The organism is Leptospira haakeii (assembly GCF_002812045.1).
Lineage (GTDB): Bacteria > Spirochaetota > Leptospiria > Leptospirales > Leptospiraceae > Leptospira_B > Leptospira_B haakeii.
In genome coordinates this window covers 222,586-236,721 of record NZ_NPEG01000004.1, presented here as the reverse complement: position 1 = coordinate 236,721, position 14,136 = coordinate 222,586, and the positions used below count along the sequence as shown (strand labels likewise).

Genomic DNA, 14,136 nt, shown 5'->3' with positions numbered 1-14,136 from the left:
CACTGCTTTGTAAGCGCCGGTGGAAAAGTAATCTCTAATGGTAAGAGGGCAGCGGAACTTTTGGGCAAATTGGACCCCCAAGATTCCCAGAAATTATTCTCCAGGATACGCGAAAAGAGCCAATCGTTTGCCGAAAATATTAATAAGCATTTCTTCCGAATGGAAGACCTGATGGATCTAAGCCGTGAAGCCCTAAACAAGTTTATGGGAGAGATCCATCCAATCGTGACCGCGACTGCTTTCAAAGGCACGGAACCGGAAACGAAACAGGTCTTATTGGAAAGGTTGGACCCAAGTCTCGCCTCCTCCATCCGATTGGAAGAAGATTCTATGGGCCCGGTTTCCCTCGCAGAGATTGAAACCGCTCAGAACGGACTACTTGAAATTTTTAAGGAATCCGTAGAATCAGGAAGAATCAAGTTCCGGAGAAAGAACTAATATGGCAAAGCTCGTCTTCAAACCTATCCAGATCGCCGACATGCAAGACCAGGTCGAGCTACAGATTCCGGATAAATATAAAAAATTCCATAGGGACGAAGACGCAGAAGAGTTCGAAGTCGACCAAGAAGGAAATATTATAGAGCAATACCAAGGCCCTTCTATCGAAGAGATCGAGGCAGAGCTCAACCGTTACAAAGAAGAAACGGAAGAAAATATCAAAACAATGCTCGAGGACTCCCGCCGCAAGTCGGAGGAGATCGAGGAAGAGGGCCGTAAAAAAGCCTTCCAAATGATCCAGGATTCCAAAGAGAAGATCAAACTCGAAGAGGATTCAGGTAAAGCCAAAGCGGAACAGATCTTGGAAAGAGCCAAGATGGAAGCCGAAAGAATGATCAAAGAAGCCGAGATGAAAACGGCAGAGATCGAACATGAGGCTTATCTAAAAGGATTCGAAGCAGGACGAGAAGTAGGTTTCAGAAAAGGACAAGGAGAAGTCCGACGCCTAATCGACCGCTTAGGAACCATCGTCGGTAAAGCAATCGATATTCGTGCGGAACTCATCCAAGCTTCCGAGAAGCAGATGGTGGAGATGATCCTGATCATCGCACGTAAGATCATCAAAGACGAGATCATTGAACGTAAAGAAATCGTACTCAATAATATTAGAGAAGCCCTGAAACGTATCAAGGACAGAGACCGTGTGGATATCCGAGTCAACTTTGCAGACTTGGAAATCACCACTGCCCACAAAGACGAACTTATTAAACTTATGGAATCTCTTCGCAAGGTCAATATCTACGAAGACTCTCGCGTCGACAGAGGCGGGGTCATCATCGAAACAGATGTTGGAGCTATCGATGCAAGGATCTCCACTCAGCTCAAAGAAATCGAAGAAGCAATTCGAAATGCGGAGCCGATCTAATCTAACATTCACGTCCAAACTTAGTCTCCTACCCGGCCGCCGAAATCATAGGCGGTCGGGTCAGGGGGGTTTTCTTTGTAGGCACTTCGACAAACTTCGCTCTTCTTCCAAATGTGACATAATTCAGTTATATTCTCATTATCACTTGACTCCGGGCAAAATCCCAGGGACAGTATCCGGTATCTAAAGAGCTAAGATCATGATAGAGAAGAAGTTTCACGAAAAGGTAGACGTCATCTCCAAGTATTTCCTGATCTTGGACCGCACGGAGACTATCCGCAAATCCGGAAGAGTCGTTCGTGTTTCCGGAAACGTAATTTATTCAGAAGGACCTCCTGACTCCAAAATCGGAGAGATCATGGAAGTCCAAAAGGCAGGAACAGAAGGTTACCTGCAATGCGAGATCGTCGGTTTCGAAAATCATGTATATACGCTGATGCCTCTCGGCCCTGTAGAAGGAGTATATCCTGATGCTTTCGTGTTTTCTTCAGGAAGAAGTTTGAATGTTCCTGTGGGAAGAGAATTACTAGGCCGGGTACTGAACGGTGTAGGACGTCCAATTGACAAAAAAGGACTCATCATCACTTCCGAAGAAAAATCTCCCGAGGGAGAAAGTATCAATCCACTGGATAGACCAGTGATCCGGGACATTCTACTTACAGGCGTAAGGGCCATAGACGGAATTTTAACAGTAGGTAGAGGACAAAGATTAGGGATCTTCTCCGGATCAGGTGTAGGAAAGTCCAGCTTACTCGGTATGATCGCAAGGTTTACCAACGCAGATGTAAACGTGATCGCACTCGTTGGGGAACGAGGTAGAGAGGTGAACGAATTTTTAGAGAGAGACCTAGGGAAAGAAGGTCTCGCAAGATCTGTAGTATTTGCCGCAACCTCCGACGCACCTAAGATGGAACAGGTAAACTGTGCCCTACTCGCCACTTCCGTTGCGGAATATTTCAGAGAACAAGGACTTCATGTAAACTTAATGATGGACTCCTTAACCAGATTTGCACATGCAAATAGGGAAATTTCAGTCTCTAACCACGAACCTCCGATCACTAGGGGATTTAGTTCATCTGTTTTTACTAAATTAGCAAAACTTGTAGAACGTTCAGGTACTTCTAAATCTGGGGGAAGTATCACCGGATTTTATACGATCCTAACGGACACAGACGAGATGGAAGATCCTATCGCGGATGCAGTCCGAGGTTATATAGACGGTCATATTATTCTTTCTCGCAAAATGGCGGAAAGAAACCATTATCCTGCAATCGATGTCCCAGCTTCACTCTCCAGGGTAATGCAATCTATAGTAGAGGAAGACCAGTTCATGAGAGCTGGTATGATCAGAGAATTGATCTCCACTTATAATTCAGTGGAAGAATTGATCTTATTGAATGCATATGTAAGAGGATCCGATCCAAAAGTGGATCTTGCCATCCGTAAAAAAGATAAGATAGATTCTTATCTAAAACAAAGGCTTATGGAAAGAAGTCTTTTCCCACAAACAGTCAGCGGCTTAAGAGATATCTTAAAAGAAGAAAGAGAAGAAGAGGAATTTTAATCTATGAAAAGATTCCAATTCAGACTCGAACCGGTACTTCGTTTGAAGAAGATTAAAGAGGACCAAAAACTCAAAGAACTTTCTGAACTCGTGGCAGAAGTCAATCAACGTCAATCGGAAATAGATTCCAATGACGCAAGGATACATTCTTTATCTTCTACCACACTGTCGGGAAGCACAGATCTAAGAGAATATTCATATTTACAAACTTACATGAGACAACTTCTAACTCGAAATACCGAGTTAGAGAATGAAATACGTTCTTTCGATGAGCCTGTTGAGAAAAAAAGAACGGAAGTCTCAGAGGCAAGAAAAGAGAAGAAGGTACTGGAACTTCTAAAAGAAAACCGCTTCAAAGAGTATATGCACTCCTATAGAAAAGCGGAAAAAATCCAGGCAGAAGAGCAATTTTTAGCAGATCTTTATAGGAAAACTAGGGAGGAAATTTATGGGGATGATAGATCTAAACGGGATCCGAAAGTATTTACCTATGATACGGGAGGCGTCGAGCGCACCGGTACAGAAGATGCGGGACTTTCTGAACTCAGAAAACTTTACGAGCGTTATAAAAAGTGATCTCCCCTTTTTAGAAGTACGAAAAACGGTAGAATCTTCCGATCCTTTAATCGGGAGCATGGTAAATCTCCAAGATAAAATTTCGAATTTAGAAAACAAGGCAGGAGCATTGGAAGAAAGAATTTCAGGCTCCAGGCTGGACATCCGGGTATAAAAAGTGGCAAGTTTAACCGACAAAGCAAGAGCAGTATATCTAGTACTTCTGATCTTCTTCCTAGTGTTGATCGGATTTTTTGCGTTTCATTATTTTCAGATCATAGACGCTGCCGAAATTTTTCCTTTTTTAAGAACAGAACCGGGACTCGTAAATGCGGACTCCGAATCCCCTTCCGAATTAGAGAAGTTGGAATTCCGCAAAGAAATGGAAAGACTCGCTAAGGATAGAGACGAGATCTCCCAAAAAGAAGAAGAACTCAAAAAAGAAAAAGAGCGTCTGGAAGCGGAACTTGAGAAAATCGAGGAACTCAAACGAGGTCTTACTTCCAAGGAGAACGAACTCAAGTCTTCCGAATCCGAAAGGAATAGTAGAGGGAAATTGGTTAAGGTTATGGCGGAGAAGGTGGCAAATATGCCTCCTGATAACGCAGTGCAGATGCTTACCAATTGGCCGGACAAAGACATCATAGACGTATTCATTCAAATGGACAAGGACGCGGAACAGGACGGTAGACAAACAATCACCACCTATCTTCTCACCTTGTTCCCTGCAGAGCGCAGGGCGAATATTACGAACAAATGGTTGTCCAGGTCAGATGTGATCAAGGCTCCTGAATCCAATTCCGAGTCGGAAGAACTTTAAAATTATGAAAAAGAAAACGATTTTATTTCTTTCAATATTAGTAATTTCTACTGGATCAAGTTACTCAAAAAGCAAAAAGACTTCCGCTCCTGCAAAACCAAAATACGTTTCTGGCGAAGAGTTAGTCAATAACCCGGGAAAAGCCGTCGGGGAAACTGTCCGAGTTGCCGGAACGGTAACCCACGTATTATACAAAGGAAATTCCATCCGATTCGTGGTCCACTTCTCCGGAAAACCTGTAGTTTTGGATTCTGACGATTACAGTTTAATGAATAGAGTATCCGTTGGTTCTTATGTAGAAGTCTGTGGGTTTTATCTGAAAAATAAAAAGTTAGAGTTGGATGGAAAAAGAACGGACATGCCGTCCATCGTGATAGAACAGACTTACTGCACGAATTAGTTTCGCGCAGAGTTCCGAGTTTTCCTCTACTTCTTCTTTAAGAAACTTTCTAGTCTTTCTTTTGCGTTTTTTCTAATATTCGCGTAGAAGAAATGAAAATCTCCAGTATGTAAATTCCCATCTTTTCCTAAATTGGGAGTTCTGGATATCTCAGGTTCGTGGATCCATAAAACTCCTGAATTACATTTAGCGTCCGCAACTCCTGGGAGTAGTTGATCAAAACTTCGGTTCACACTTCCTAAATTTTCCGACTTTGGAGAAACTTCTTCATCGTGTTTCCAACTTAAAGGATTCACACAAACGGTTTCTTTTCCATATCTGTCCAATAATCTTCCTGGAGAATTTCCCCAAATATAGGAATTCCAACCCACTACACATCCTGTCTCTTTAGGCCCTGAACAAACAGGCAAACCCGTCTCCTCTTGTTTGAAAGGAAATCCAATAGAATAACTTACTACTAGGCTTTTCTTATATTCCGGATTAGTGGAAATCACTTCCTTAAGTAAACGAACAGAATGTCTGGTACCCTGGCTATGAGAAGCGATGATATAAGGGCGACCCTTATTCCAATTTTTCATATAATATAAAAAGGAAGCTTTCACATCTTGAAATGCAAAATCTAATGCAGCCTCTCCTTCAGGAGCATCTTTTGTAAAAACAAAAAATGCAGCTTGTCTATATCTGGGAGCGTAGACCTTACAACATTCATTGAATGCACTTGCTTGGGTTTTGATCGGATGTTTATCAGTTCTTTCGTTTAAACTTTCATCCTTTAAATCTCCGTTCCAATATTTAGGACGAAGAAGTAAGGTAGTTGGATGGATGTAAAAAGTATCCGCTTCCGCTAAAGATTGATTTTCTTTTAAACCTGAATTTTCAGGAACAAGATCTGCATTATCCTTTTTATCAGGAAGTGCGGCCCAAAATTCGGACTTAGAATAATCAGGTGAAATTAAATTTTTACTCTCCTCAAAATCCTTTCTTGGTTTGATAAGAAACATACATTGAAAACTAAAAAGAGCTATTACGGAAATAAAAATGGAAGTATGTAAGAATTTCATATTATTCGATCCTTGGCTCAGAATAAGAAAGCAATGAATAGTTCAGGTTTCCATATTTTACAGAAATTCTTAAAATAAAATTTCTTCCAAACGAGAGAGTGCATGCTCCAGTTTATCGTTCACTATAATATGATCGAACTCATCTTTATGAGCCAACTCTTCCTTTCCGTTCTTAATACGTTTCAGAATACTTTCCTCTGAATCGGTTCCTCTTCCACGTAGTCGTTTTTCCCATTCTTCTTCATTCGGAGGAAGTATAAAAATTGTGATCGCTTCTTTTCCGAGTTTTTGTTTTACTTGAGCGGCACCCTGCACATCCAGATCCATGATCACTGACTTGCCGGCTGACATACATCGGTTTACGAATATTGCGGGAGTTCCGTAATAATTATCATGGACCTTGGCCCATTCTAAAAACTCTCCCTTATCGATCCCGGATTCGAATTCTTCTTTGGTTAAGAAAAAATACGTTACTCCTTCCTTGTCACCGGGACGTGGTGTCCTCGTAGTACAAGAAACAGAAAAAGCCAAATCGGGGTGTTTGGCTCGGATCATTTGGATAAGTGTGGATTTGCCTCCTCCTGCTACGGAGGATAGAACGATTAGTTTGGGAGATTTCAGTCCTTTTCTTCCTCTTCTTCTGCGATAGAATTATCCCTACTTTCTATCCTTCTTGTGAGGGCTTCTACTCTTAAGTTGGAAAGGATCAAATGATTGGAGTCAGTGATTATGATGGACCTGGTCTTTTTTCCCTGAGTCGCGTCTACCAAACTGTTATTACTTTTGGCTTCGTTTCGGATCCTTTTAGCAGATGCTGAATCCGAATGAATGATACCTACGATCTTGGAAACCATAACTATATTTCCAAAACCAACGTTCAAGACGCTAAATTGGGACATTAGGTCCTCCTATTTCTCTCCAACCTAAATCTTTCTATAATGTCCACCTCACCGGTGGCGAGATCCAAGGCTTCGGAGATTTCCTCATGGGAGTATCCTTTTTTCAAGAGGAAAACTACCTTCTCAATTTTACTCGCCCCTTCTCCCAGGTCTTTTAGCGCCGTTTCGGAGGAAATTTTTACGGAATCCTGTTTTTGCGGAACGTAACCCGTCATTTTTCTTTCCAGGATCTTTCCGAAGTTCTCTTCCACTGGAATTTTATTGTCTGTTCTTTTGGATTTAGAACTCGCTTTTTTAGGATCTAATTCAGGTGTATAATCAGGTTCTGCCTTTAGAGAACCTCCGCTAATATCTTCCGGAAATTCAATTTTATTTTCTTCAAATGGATCTCCATCCAAAGAAATATCAAATGTAGAACTTGGATTGTACATCGGCTGAGGAGTTCTGGTTGGAGAAATTTCAGACATCAATTCTTGAGAATCTTTCCAACCCATTACGTTCTTAATCGTTTTGCCGAAGTTTTTCAAAATCCCTAAAGTCCCGGATTCTTCGTCTGGATTAGAGGCATTTTCTTTTCGGGAATTTTTTTTCTCCGGATCCAGGAATGGTTTTGGATTTTCTGGGGAATAATTTTCTCTTAGATTTTGTCTATAAAGTCTACCTACACCCTCTCCTGCTTTTGCAGCAAGTTCCTGTTTTCTATTCTCTAATGATTCGGTCGGAGTAGTTTTAAGTTCTTTTTGTTTTTCTCGAATTAGAGTCAGATATTCGTTCTTAAATTTTTCCTCATCGGAAATTTGGATCTCTTCTTGATGAGTTAAGATAGAAGGAACGCTAGTTTCTAATTCTTCTTCTACCGTTTCGAATTCTAATATCGGTTCGGAATAAACATTCTGTTTTTCTGTTTTTTTCCCTTCATTGGAAAGTATTCTTTCAGGAAGGGATTCTAATTTTTGGAGAATAGATTTGTATTTATCCTCCAAAGAATCGGAACGTTGTACCAAAATTTTATAAGCTTGGATCTTGGAATTTAAAAGTTCGATTTGGCTTTCGGTTTCCGTTTGGATCTCGTCTACGAGGGTTCGGATCTCTTCATTGATACGACGGATCATATGAGAGCGTATCCTCTTCGTTACTTGCGCGGACACACCGACGTACAAGCCTATGGCTATAATAATATTTAAGAATAGGACTGTGAATAGTTCCATCGCACAAGCGTCCTTTTCGAGGAGATTTCCAACAACATTCCTCTGGAAGCCGGCATGTTTTTATTAAGCTATATAGTCCACTGTGGAACGAGTAGGTGTCCGAATTTCGGTTTTTCTACCGCTCTTATCATAGGAGAAAATTCTCTCCTTACCACCCTCGGGTTTTGGCCCTTTAAAAGAACGGATTTCCTTTTCTATTTCTCCGATCCTTTGGGTGTATGAGTTACGAAGTCTTTCTCTATATTCCGGAGATAAAGAAAAAGTCTCGGTGTACATCTGCACCGCATACTTTTTATCTATAGAATACTCTCGGACCGATTTTTCGTTTTGGGCGATTACGTTCGAAAGAGTATGTGGGTTCTCCACCATAGTCCTTCGGACCAGATCGTTCGCAGCACCGTATCCGGAAAGAGGTTCGTTCAGCCTCATATCCTTTATTTTCCTCTAGATCTGTTTTTTCTCCAGTCTTTTTTATCCGGTTCAGGATCTTGGTACGGCAATTGTCGGATAACCCCGTTCTCTTCCACAAAGGTCTTATGTTTGATCTCGTTACGGGTCTTGAAGTCGGCACTTTTGATCTTGATGGTAACCCCACCAAATAGGGTCTTTTCGACACTGATCTTACCGTTTGCAGCTCTTTCTTCTATATATGCCTTGAGGTTCTGGATCTCATTTTCGTATTCTCGGACCCGGATCTCCAGTTTTTCGGTAGCCTTGCTGGTTTTAACCAACTGTTGCTCATGGTCTTGGGTGAAAGAAGCAGGGTCATTCTCCTTTCTTGCCTTGAGGGTCTTAAGACTTTTGGAGATCTGTTCGAACTTGTCCTGGTTTTCGGCCAGTTTTTCTTCATATTCGGAGATCTGTTTTAATACCTTAGGATCTGTTCCTACTATAAGTTCGGTTGCAGGGTTTGCAGAAGATCCAATGACCTTTGCAGCAATCGTATCGGAAGCACGGATCGTACCTCCTACAATCTGTCCCCTCTTACCATTAGAGATTACTTTTCCACCGGCGCTTACAAAGCAGTGAAGAATTCCTTCCTGCACAACGACGTCTTTTTCTGTGACTACGGTCGCGTTCTGGATAAACTTTGCGATTACGTTTCCGCCTGTGGATTCAATACGAGCCTCGTCTCTTCCGGAAACACCTTGGCGGATAATAATATCTCCGTCAGCTTCCACATTTGCTTTTTGGACGGTGCCGTAGATCTCGATGTTTCCTGCGGCCTTGACCGAGTAATTGTCTTCTACGTTTCCTGTGATGATCACTGAGCCTAAGAATGTAACGTTACCGGTTTTAATTCCAACATCGCCGTTGACTCTGTAAACCGTTTCGACAGAGAGCCTGCCACTTGCATAGACTACTTGCCCATTCACTTCCGCAGTGAGTTTGGTTCTGTCTTCGGAGAGGATCGTGCCCTTTCCTTGTTTGAGTTCCGTATCTAAACCGTCTTTTGCAGGTAGAAGTTCGTTGAATAATGTACGACCGTATTTCCCTCTTTCTGCAGGAATCTTTTCCGCCAGAAGTTGCCCTACCACAACGTTCTCGATCAGGTCCATATCCTTATAGTCAACTTTTCCGGATTCATCTTCTCTGAAGACTACCTTCTTGCTAATACGAACATGATAGATAACCTGAGCGTTCTTTCCATTAACAGGAGGATCACCTTCTGCAGCAGTGAAAGGTTGGTTATAGAATTCATCTTCTAATCTTTTTTGGATTTCTTCTTCTTTAACTCCGTATTTAATACCTGCGTTCTTGAGATAATTGACAACGTCTTTTACTTCAAGATCTCTTCCGCCCGGTTTTGGAGGAATAAAAGTGATCTTTGCTCTCATCTTATCTGGAGCAATATCCAATACCATTTTACCCTCGGCACCCTGCCTAGGTTTCATATTGGAAATATAGATCGGTTCTCCCTTGGTTTCTTTTACAATCTTACGGATCTGGTTATCATCTACTTCGTTTATTCCTCGAACAGATAACCTGCGAGAAACTTCCGAAAGTTCGATTGCTTTTCCATCACCTGAAGGTGGATAGATTGTAAGATAAGTTCCGTTTCTGAAAATTTGAACGACTGCTTTTCCATCTCTGTCCTTAGGTTGTAAGAACTCTTTTAGATCTTTGGAAACTAATTTGCCAGATCCACCTGTGAGTTTTTTGTCTAACTCTGAGAGTTCATCTAAGAAAGTATCTTCAGGAAGGATGGATGCTCTGATATGCCAAGGTTCCGAGCCGAAAAGTTTTTTCTTTCCGCGTTTGATTACGATATAGTCCAGTTCATGTGATTTTCTTTTGAGATGAGATGCTGCCAATTGAAGACATTTTTCCAATGTAGGAGCTATAACTTCTACCTGCTCGTTTTGGAGCTTGTCTAGTTCTTTGGATTGGTCTTTTAGAAAGGATGTAAGACTCAAAAGAAACTCCTCCTTGCAGCCGGGTCATTGGGTCCGGGGTTTTGAAAATCGGATTCCCCGGAGAAGGGGTGGCCTGAGACCTTGGCTCAGGCCAGGGGAAAGCTTTCCCCTGCATCGCAACCCTTAGGAACGCGATGCAAGTTCCGAGCTTCGCGTTTTATTTCTTACTAATAACCGATTTCACTTTTCCTAATTTACTACGAAGTCTTGCTACAGCTCTCGTGTGAAGTTGTGAAATCCTGGACTCAGTTACTTCCAATACTTCTCCGATCTCTTTTAATGTTAGATCTTCGTAATAATAAAGAACGATTACTTTTTTTTCTTTGTCAGGAAGTGTTTTGATCGCTTCCACGATCACATTTTTGATCTCTTCTTTTTCGATGATGGTATCCGGATTCATGTTCATCGGAGATTCTAATGTCTCCATGAAAGAAACCTCGTCGTTCTCATCACCAAGGAACCAAATATCATTTAAAGAGACGAGTGACGTTCCGCTGATCTTAGTAAGAAGTGAGTTGAACTCCTCGACGGAGATACCCATTTCTTTTGCGATCGCCTCATCTTCTACGTGAGCGCCCTCTTTGTTCTCGAGCATCCCGATAATTTGCTCCAACTGTTTCGCTTTTTGGCGAATAGAGCGAGGGATCCAGTCGATGGAACGAAGTTCGTCGAAGATAGAACCTCTAATACGAGTCATTGCATAGGTTTTAAATTTGATCTGTCTATCTGGATCGAATTTTTCGATCGCATCTAAAAGACCAAACACGCCGTATGAAACTAGATCATCGAACTCAACGTTCTGAGGCATGCCGATCGCAATACGACCAGCCACGTGTTTGACGAGAGGAGAATATTTTTCTACAAGATAACTGCGAATATTTTGATCTTTAGTAGCCCGATAGGACTTCCAAAGTTCGGTTTCATCCGTATTATTGTATTTATCGAAAAGTTTGGACATAACTACGGAATGGGCTGGTCCTCTGCTTAAGAGTGTCGTGGACCAAACCGATTTGCAATAGCATTTTTTGTCTCAAAAACGGGAAATCAAGCAGTTTTTTGTCTCATTGGGTTTCTGGGCGGAAATCGGGCATTTTCAGCGTGTTGGAGTTCCAACAAATCAAGAATGCGGTCGAAAAGATTTTTACTATTTTTCCTGGCTGCCGTCGTCTTTCGCGAGCATCGTACGAATCGCTTCCGCCATCAACTTAGGCTCATTTTTGATCGCAATATTTTCCACGATGATGTGATCTCCGAATTTATCCGCTTTTTTACGAGGGATTCCACTCGCAGCGGCCCGGATTTCGTCTGCGCTACCTGGAGAATCAAAATGAGGGGTAGAAGTATCCATATCCGCATGTCCCGAATGAGAATGGCGGTCCCCACCCTCTAGGCCATCTTCTTCTCCGGAGGAATGAGCGCCTGTGAAATTACCAAGCAGCTCTAAAAACTCCGGAACCTTGGAAGCCAAAACGGAATACACCCCGAATCCGAAAACAGCCATACCGACTGTGGATAAAAAGGTAATGAATGCAATATGGCCGAAATAATTTCCAACCATGATGCCGCAGACCAGACTTATGATGAGTCCTAAAAAGGAGAAAAAAGCGAGGAAACCAATTTGTAGGTTCACTCTTCCTCGCTCTGTTGTTTTTCCCTAACATCCACGAAATTGAAGAATTTTTTGAAGAAGCCGGTGATCCCGGAATCATCTCCACCTTCCATTTCCTGGTTAAGAAGAGAATATGTGATCCGATTCAAACAAGCTGCTGCCTTGCTCTTAGGTGAATGGATAATATACGGTTTTTGTTCCCGGATACTTTTTTCGACTTCGTCGTCTTGGAAGATAAATCCTAAATTTTCGACTCTTACTTCTAAGAATTGACCGGAAATATCGATCACACGGTCTGCAACCTTCTTCCCTTCGATAGCGGAACGTACACGGTTCACGACCATCTTTAGATTTTTATCTCTACTTTGGGAAACGATCGCTTTGATCAATCCATAAGAGTCAGTGATTGCAGTAGGTTCCGGTGTAGTAACTACGATCACATCGTCCGCAGGCAATGTGAGTCCGATCACGTTTGAGCTAATCCCTGCCCCCGTGTCTATGATCATATAATCATAGGAGTCCAGATCGGCGAATCCTTTGATCAAATTATTTCTTTGGGTATCGTTCAGGTTAGCAAGTTGAGAATAACCACTTGCACCCGCTATGATATCCACCCCTTCCGGAGCTTGGATGATAATGTCCTTTAAACTTTTATGTCCCTTGACTACATGATACAAATTGTATTTAGGGATGATCCCTAAGATCACATTCACGTTAGCAAGTCCTAGGTCTCCGTCGAATACTAGAACCTTCTGTCCTGCCTTAGCCATAGAGATGGCAAGGTTTACGGAGATAGTACTTTTACCGACCCCACCCTTTCCGGAAGCGATCGCTATAATCTTAGTCATAGGTTTGGTTGAAGACACGAGTTTCAAACTCGTATTACCCTCGGTAAGTTTCCGCAACTGAGTCGCTTGGTCCATCCTAACCTCTTTCTCTGGGACTTAGGTTTTCTACCGAAACCTTAAGCGGAGAATACTTCTCCACGGATCTCGATGAGTTTTTCCGGATTTACTGCGCATTCAGCGAGTTGGTGTTTTTCCGCTGGGATCATATCGAAGGGAACTTCTTGGCCAACACTTAAATGGGTAAAACCCTTATTAAGTGTATCGGCTAGTTCCAGAAATCCACCCAAAAATTCCGCTTCGTCCAGTTTAGTTAATAAAATTCTACGGAAACCAAGGGGCTCGTAGGCTTTCATTACGGAGTGGGTGTGATGATACGAAGATGTGGCGGATAATACAAGGATATTTTCAACGTTGTCCCTTTCTCCGAAAGCGGAAAGGTATCCATACATTTTGCTAAGCTGGTCCACATTACGATGGCTATAACCCGCAGTATCTATTAAGATCAGCTCGGATCCGTCTCTTGCCAGAGTCTCCTGAAAACGTTTCAGATCTTTTACCGCATAAAAAGGCATTTCCATGGTATCAGCGTAGCGTTTTAACTGCTCGATTGCAGCGATCCTGTAGTTGTCAGTTGTATACAATGATACCGATTTTCCCATATGAAGATGGTACTTAGCGGCTAGTTTTGCAATGCTAGTAGTTTTTCCACTGCCCGTAGGCCCCACAAAGAAGACTACTTTTCTTTGTCCTCTTCTGGTTCCCTTAAAAATATCCGGCTCTACCTGCACTCTTTCGGAAAGAACTTCTACAATTTTCTCCTGAACTGAAACGGTACGAGAACGATCCAAAGGAGAAAGTCTTTGCTCTGCTTGGGAAATAATTTCTTCCGCATATGCCTCGCTCATCCCTTCTTTAACGAGCTTATCCCTCATTTTAAGGATATTAGAATCCTGCTCTTTGCGGACCTGTCTGGAAATTTTAGGCTCGAATTCTTTTGAAAAAGAAAGTCCCAAATTTTCTTCGGATTCTATTTCTTCAGAAGTGACTTCTATCAGTTCTTTTGGTAAAGAAGAAACTCTTGGGCGAGAAGTTCTTTCTTCCCAGCTAGGCAATTCTTCCAGATTTCTTCTTTTTTCAGAGCCAAGGGTGGACTTTTGTTTGAGTAGTTCTTTTAGATCTTGGAGTTTTTTCTCCACCTTCTCTCTGGAACTTGCCTTTTCTGGGATTCCAACTTGGATCTCCACGACCTTACGAGCCATGAGTCCTGTTCCGAATACACCACCCTCGGTAAGAATTCTATGTTCGATGACATGGGCTTCCGGGCCGTATTTCATCTTCATCTGCATTAGGCAATCCTGTAGATCCTTGCCCCTAATCTTTGCGAAATCCATG

16 protein-coding genes are annotated in these 14,136 nt (G+C 42.2%); 6 read left to right on the top strand and 10 right to left on the bottom strand.

The features are described from left to right. The 6 genes from CH377_RS10005 to CH377_RS09980 form a co-directional block, all read left to right on the top strand. On the top strand, nucleotides 1–438 hold a 438-nt coding region (locus CH377_RS10005; protein WP_279628552.1), incomplete at its 5' end, for a FliG C-terminal domain-containing protein. 1 nt (nucleotide 439) lies between these two features. Beyond that, the gene (gene fliH, locus CH377_RS10000) at nucleotides 440–1,363 is read left to right on the top strand and encodes a flagellar assembly protein FliH (RefSeq protein WP_008592071.1); all 924 of its coding nucleotides are present in this window, start codon (nucleotides 440–442) and stop codon (nucleotides 1,361–1,363) included. Nucleotides 1,364–1,562: 199 nt separating this feature from the next. Then, on the top strand, nucleotides 1,563–2,927 hold the full coding sequence (locus tag CH377_RS09995) for a FliI/YscN family ATPase (protein WP_100723645.1): 1,365 nt from the start codon (nucleotides 1,563–1,565) through the stop codon (nucleotides 2,925–2,927). Between the two features lie 3 nt (nucleotides 2,928–2,930). Continuing rightward, complete coding sequence (gene fliJ / locus CH377_RS09990; RefSeq protein WP_100723644.1) at nucleotides 2,931–3,503, top strand: flagellar export protein FliJ; 573 nt, start codon at nucleotides 2,931–2,933, stop codon at nucleotides 3,501–3,503. A 157-nt stretch (nucleotides 3,504–3,660) separates the two neighbouring features. Beyond that, on the top strand, nucleotides 3,661–4,302 hold the full coding sequence (locus CH377_RS09985; RefSeq protein WP_008592384.1) for a periplasmic-type flagellar collar protein FlbB: 642 nt from the start codon (nucleotides 3,661–3,663) through the stop codon (nucleotides 4,300–4,302). 4 nt (nucleotides 4,303–4,306) lie between these two features. After that, the gene (locus tag CH377_RS09980; protein ID WP_100723643.1) at nucleotides 4,307–4,702 is read left to right on the top strand and encodes a TOBE domain-containing protein; all 396 of its coding nucleotides are present in this window, start codon (nucleotides 4,307–4,309) and stop codon (nucleotides 4,700–4,702) included. 26 nt (nucleotides 4,703–4,728) lie between these two features. Here the strand turns inward: CH377_RS09980 and CH377_RS09975 are convergent, their stop codons facing one another. From CH377_RS09975 to flhF, 10 genes are all read right to left on the bottom strand, one after another. Beyond that, nucleotides 4,729–5,763, bottom strand: a complete 1,035-nt coding sequence (locus CH377_RS09975; protein ID WP_100723642.1) for a DUF3089 domain-containing protein — start codon at nucleotides 5,761–5,763, stop codon at nucleotides 4,729–4,731. 69 nt (nucleotides 5,764–5,832) lie between these two features. Further along, complete coding sequence (gmk, locus tag CH377_RS09970; RefSeq protein ID WP_100723641.1) at nucleotides 5,833–6,366, bottom strand: guanylate kinase; 534 nt, start codon at nucleotides 6,364–6,366, stop codon at nucleotides 5,833–5,835. Between the two features lie 14 nt (nucleotides 6,367–6,380). Continuing rightward, the gene (locus CH377_RS09965; RefSeq protein WP_008597280.1) at nucleotides 6,381–6,662 is read right to left on the bottom strand and encodes a DUF370 domain-containing protein; all 282 of its coding nucleotides are present in this window, start codon (nucleotides 6,660–6,662) and stop codon (nucleotides 6,381–6,383) included. Continuing rightward, a complete protein-coding gene (locus CH377_RS09960) occupies nucleotides 6,662–7,870 on the bottom strand; it encodes a hypothetical protein (RefSeq protein WP_100723640.1) in 1,209 nt (402 codons plus the stop codon). Before CH377_RS09960 ends, CH377_RS09965 begins: the two co-directional genes overlap by 1 nt. A 63-nt stretch (nucleotides 7,871–7,933) precedes the next feature. Beyond that, on the bottom strand, nucleotides 7,934–8,299 hold the full coding sequence (locus CH377_RS09955; RefSeq protein WP_100723639.1) for a hypothetical protein: 366 nt from the start codon (nucleotides 8,297–8,299) through the stop codon (nucleotides 7,934–7,936). Between the two features lie 5 nt (nucleotides 8,300–8,304). After that, nucleotides 8,305–10,287, bottom strand: coding sequence for a FapA family protein (locus CH377_RS09950; protein ID WP_100723638.1), 1,983 nt, complete (start codon nucleotides 10,285–10,287; stop codon nucleotides 8,305–8,307). A 157-nt stretch (nucleotides 10,288–10,444) separates the two neighbouring features. Beyond that, on the bottom strand, nucleotides 10,445–11,245 hold the full coding sequence (whiG, locus tag CH377_RS09945) for an RNA polymerase sigma factor WhiG (protein WP_100709575.1): 801 nt from the start codon (nucleotides 11,243–11,245) through the stop codon (nucleotides 10,445–10,447). A gap of 186 nt (nucleotides 11,246–11,431) precedes the next feature. Continuing rightward, complete coding sequence (locus CH377_RS09940) at nucleotides 11,432–11,917, bottom strand: hypothetical protein (protein ID WP_100723637.1); 486 nt, start codon at nucleotides 11,915–11,917, stop codon at nucleotides 11,432–11,434. Then, a complete protein-coding gene (locus CH377_RS09935; protein ID WP_100723636.1) occupies nucleotides 11,914–12,819 on the bottom strand; it encodes a MinD/ParA family protein in 906 nt (301 codons plus the stop codon). Before CH377_RS09935 ends, CH377_RS09940 begins: the two co-directional genes overlap by 4 nt. 41 nt (nucleotides 12,820–12,860) lie before the next feature. Continuing rightward, on the bottom strand, nucleotides 12,861–14,135 hold the full coding sequence (gene flhF, locus CH377_RS09930) for a flagellar biosynthesis GTPase FlhF (protein WP_100723635.1): 1,275 nt from the start codon (nucleotides 14,133–14,135) through the stop codon (nucleotides 12,861–12,863). Nucleotide 14,136: the final 1 nt, after the last annotated feature.